Origin of the sequence: Bacteroides timonensis (genome assembly GCF_000513195.1) — a bacterium.
GTDB classification, from domain to species: Bacteria; Bacteroidota; Bacteroidia; order Bacteroidales; family Bacteroidaceae; genus Bacteroides; species Bacteroides timonensis.
In genome coordinates, this window is the sequence record NZ_CBVI010000143.1 from 1 (window position 1) to 2,854 (window position 2,854).

3 protein-coding genes are annotated in these 2,854 nt (G+C 43.5%); all 3 read left to right on the top strand.

All coding sequences use genetic code 11. The features are described from left to right. Positions 1-118 precede the first annotated feature (118 nt). The 3 genes from murI (at position 119) to proB (ending at position 2,783) form a co-directional block, all read left to right on the top strand. Positions 119-958 carry a glutamate racemase gene (gene murI / locus BN161_RS24785; RefSeq protein ID WP_044271373.1) on the top strand — a complete coding sequence of 280 codons (840 nt, stop codon included), beginning with the start codon at positions 119-121 and terminating at the stop codon, positions 956-958. A 393-nt stretch (positions 959-1,351) separates the two neighbouring features. Next, entirely contained in the window at positions 1,352-1,588 is a 237-nt protein-coding gene (locus BN161_RS24790) for a DUF2007-related protein (RefSeq protein WP_007210613.1), read from the top strand. A 46-nt stretch (positions 1,589-1,634) separates the two neighbouring features. Then, positions 1,635-2,783, top strand: coding sequence for a glutamate 5-kinase (gene proB, locus BN161_RS24795; protein ID WP_044271375.1), 1,149 nt, complete (start codon positions 1,635-1,637; stop codon positions 2,781-2,783). The last annotated feature ends 71 nt before the right edge of the window (positions 2,784-2,854 follow it).

The following is a 2,854-nucleotide window of genomic DNA, read 5'->3' on the forward strand; positions in this document are numbered from 1 at the left end:
CGCCTTTTTCTATCTTTAAATAAGATAAGCGGCATCTCAGCATAACTTTTTCATGCAAGCATGAAAGTTCTGCATTCGATTTGCATTATCTTTGCAGCGTGTACAAAGTTTTTCTGTTATGAAGCAAAATTTACCCATTATCCCCGGCCCTATCGGTGTATTTGACTCCGGATATGGCGGACTGACTATCCTAAGCAAGATACGGGAGGCCCTGCCTCAATATGACTATATTTACTTAGGAGATAATGCACGCACTCCCTATGGTACACGATCTTTCGAAATCGTATATGAATTCACACTGCAAGCAGTCACCCGATTGTTCGAAATGGGATGCCATCTCGTTATCCTGGCATGCAATACGGCATCCGCCAAGGCATTACGCAGCATACAAATGAACGATCTTCCCGGAATGGATCCTGCACGTCGCGTACTGGGCGTCATCCGTCCTACTGTGGAATGTATCGGGAATATTACCCATAGTCGCCATGTAGGAATTCTGGCTACTGCGGGAACCATAAAGTCGGAATCCTATCCGCTGGAAATACATAAACTTTTTCCGGATATCCAGGTAGAGGGTGAAGCCTGTCCGTTATGGGTATCCCTCGTAGAAAACAATGAGGCGGAAGGAGACGGAACTGATTATTTTGTACGCAAATACATCAACGAACTTCTGTCAAAAGATGAACAAATCGATACGGTCATTCTCGGATGTACCCATTATCCCATACTGCTGCCTAAAATAGAGAAGCATATGCCCAAGGGCATTACCACCGTAGCACAAGGAGAGTTAGTAGCAGATAGTCTGAAAGATTATTTACAGCGTCACCCGGAAATGGATGTCAAATGTACAAAAGGCGGAAATTGCACCTACTACACTACGGAAGCAGAAGAGAAGTTCACCGAATCGGCATCTACCTTTCTCAATGAAGCGGTAACCGTGCAGCGAATAGAGTTATAGTTGCCAAACATTTAAGGATAAGTACTGTATCATAATTAAATGATAATTTATCGCGCTTTGCGCGATAAGTAACGAGCTACAAGCTACAAGTGACAAGTACCTTTCGGCGTGATAGCCGGGCGAATTATTATTCGCCCACGAGAGTACAGCGCAGCAACTCGTTACTGGTAGCTCGTAGCTCGTAACTTAATTTAGCGGCTTCGCCGCTAAATTATCATTTATAGTACAAAACAATTTTGAATATCTACTTAAAACAAATCTTTTCTCCGAAATACTTGTTATATTTGAAGAAGATAAACTGCATCTCAGCATAATTTTTTCATGTAAACATGGAAGTTATGCATTCGATTTGCATTATCTTTGTAATATATAAATCTATTAATTCTTACCATTATGAAATCAACAGACTATAGCCGCACAGTTGAAGTGTTCAAAGGATCACCGTGGGAAGCAGAACTTGTTAAGGGTTTACTCGAAAACAATGGTATAGCAACTATTATCAAAGATGGGCTTATGAGCACCATCGCACCTTATATAGCACCGGATGTAACCATTCTCGTCAGCGAGGAAACATATGAAGATGCCATGGAGATAATCCGTGAACGTGATAAAGGAAAAGACGAAGAATAATCCTTTCACTTTCCTCCAGAAACCACATAAGAACGATATACAACACATGGAACAACAATTTTCGAGAATAGCTGTAAAGGTGGGCAGCAATGTCTTGACACGCCGTGACGGCACTCTGGACGTAACACGCATGTCCGCTTTGGTCGATCAGATAGCTGAACTGCATAAGACAGGAGTAGAAGTCATACTTGTGTCGTCCGGAGCCGTAGCTTCCGGACGTAGCGAAGTGCGCTCCGCCAAGAAGTTGGACAGTGTAGATCAGCGCCAGCTTTTCTCTGCCGTAGGCCAAGCCAAACTAATCAACCGTTATTACGAACTCTTTCGCGAACATGGTATTCCTGTTGGTCAAGTGCTGACTATGAAAGAGAATTTTGCCACCCGCAGACACTATCTCAATCAGAAGAACTGCATGACGGTGATGTTAGAGAATGGAGTGATTCCTATCGTCAATGAAAACGATACGATTTCCGTAAGCGAACTGATGTTTACGGATAATGATGAGTTGTCCGGCCTGATAGCCTCCATGATGGATGCACAGGCTTTGATTATTCTCAGTAACATTGACGGAATTTACAACGGTTCTCCAGCTGATCCAGCTTCTGAAGTGATCCGTGAAATCGGTCAGGGAAAAGACCTTTCTTCATACATCCAGACCTCCAAGTCCAGCTTCGGCCGGGGCGGAATGCTAACTAAAACCAATATTGCCCGTAAAGTAGCTGATGAAGGTATCACAGTTATCATTGCCAATGGCAAGCGGGACAATATCCTTGTCGATATCCTTAGGAATGAAGAATTAAGAATGAAGAATGAAGAATGTGGCAGCCCGCAGGAAAAGTCTCAGCCCTCAATCCTCAATTCCCAATTGGCTTACACTCGTTTCGTCCCTTCCACCGAACCTGTATCCAGTGTAAAGAAATGGATTGCACACAGTGAGGGGTTTGCCAAAGGCGAGTTGCACATCAATTACTGTGCTACGGAATTGCTTTTTTCGGATAAGGCAGTCAGCATTCTACCTGTAGGCATCATCGACGTCATCGGCGAATTTGAAAAGGATGACATTGTGCGAATTGTAGACTTCGGAGGTAAGCCCATCGGTGTGGGTAAGGCAAACTGTGATTCCGCACAGGCCAGGGAAGCAATGGGAAAGCATGGCAAGAAACCAGTAGTACACTACGATTATCTCTACATAGAGTAAAAGAAAAGGAAAGAAGGTGCATTAGGATTACTCTTAATGCACCTTCTTTTTGTTTCATGCCGTGAAACTAT

Bases quoted from the DNA above. Each gene is read 5' to 3' on its own strand.
- proB (WP_044271375.1), top strand. From the start codon at position 1,635: ATGGAACAACAATTTTCGAGAATAGCTGTAAAGGTGGGCAGCAATGTC.
- BN161_RS24790 (WP_007210613.1), top strand. From the start codon at position 1,352: ATGAAATCAACAGACTATAGCCGCACAGTTGAAGTGTTCAAAGGATCA.
- murI (WP_044271373.1), top strand. From the start codon at position 119: ATGAAGCAAAATTTACCCATTATCCCCGGCCCTATCGGTGTATTTGAC.